Annotated in this window: 1 tRNA gene; it reads right to left on the reverse strand. The window is 48.9% G+C overall.

The features are described 5' to 3' along the window. Positions 1-142 precede the first annotated feature (142 nt). Positions 143-218: transfer RNA gene (locus AN393_RS19880), tRNA-Gly, on the reverse strand. Between the last annotated feature and the right edge of the window lie 11 nt (positions 219-229).

Below are 229 nucleotides of genomic sequence, written 5' to 3' on the forward strand. Positions count from 1 at the left end.
GTGCCGCTTTATAGTTAGTCAGTAATTTGTCCGTTGGTGCGCGACGGGTCGCGTCCTACGTTCTGGCAACTGAGCTAGTGCCGCTTTATGAACTATAAATTTTATGAGCTATACGCTATTCCAATTTCTTTTGGTGAGAAATTGGAGCGGCACACGAGGCTCGAACTCGTGACCTCGACCTTGGCAAGGTCGCGCTCTACCAACTGAGCTAGTGCCGCTTTATAGTTAG

The sequence above is a fragment of the Pseudoalteromonas sp. P1-25 genome (assembly GCF_001401805.1).
Lineage (GTDB): Bacteria > Pseudomonadota > Gammaproteobacteria > Enterobacterales > Alteromonadaceae > Pseudoalteromonas.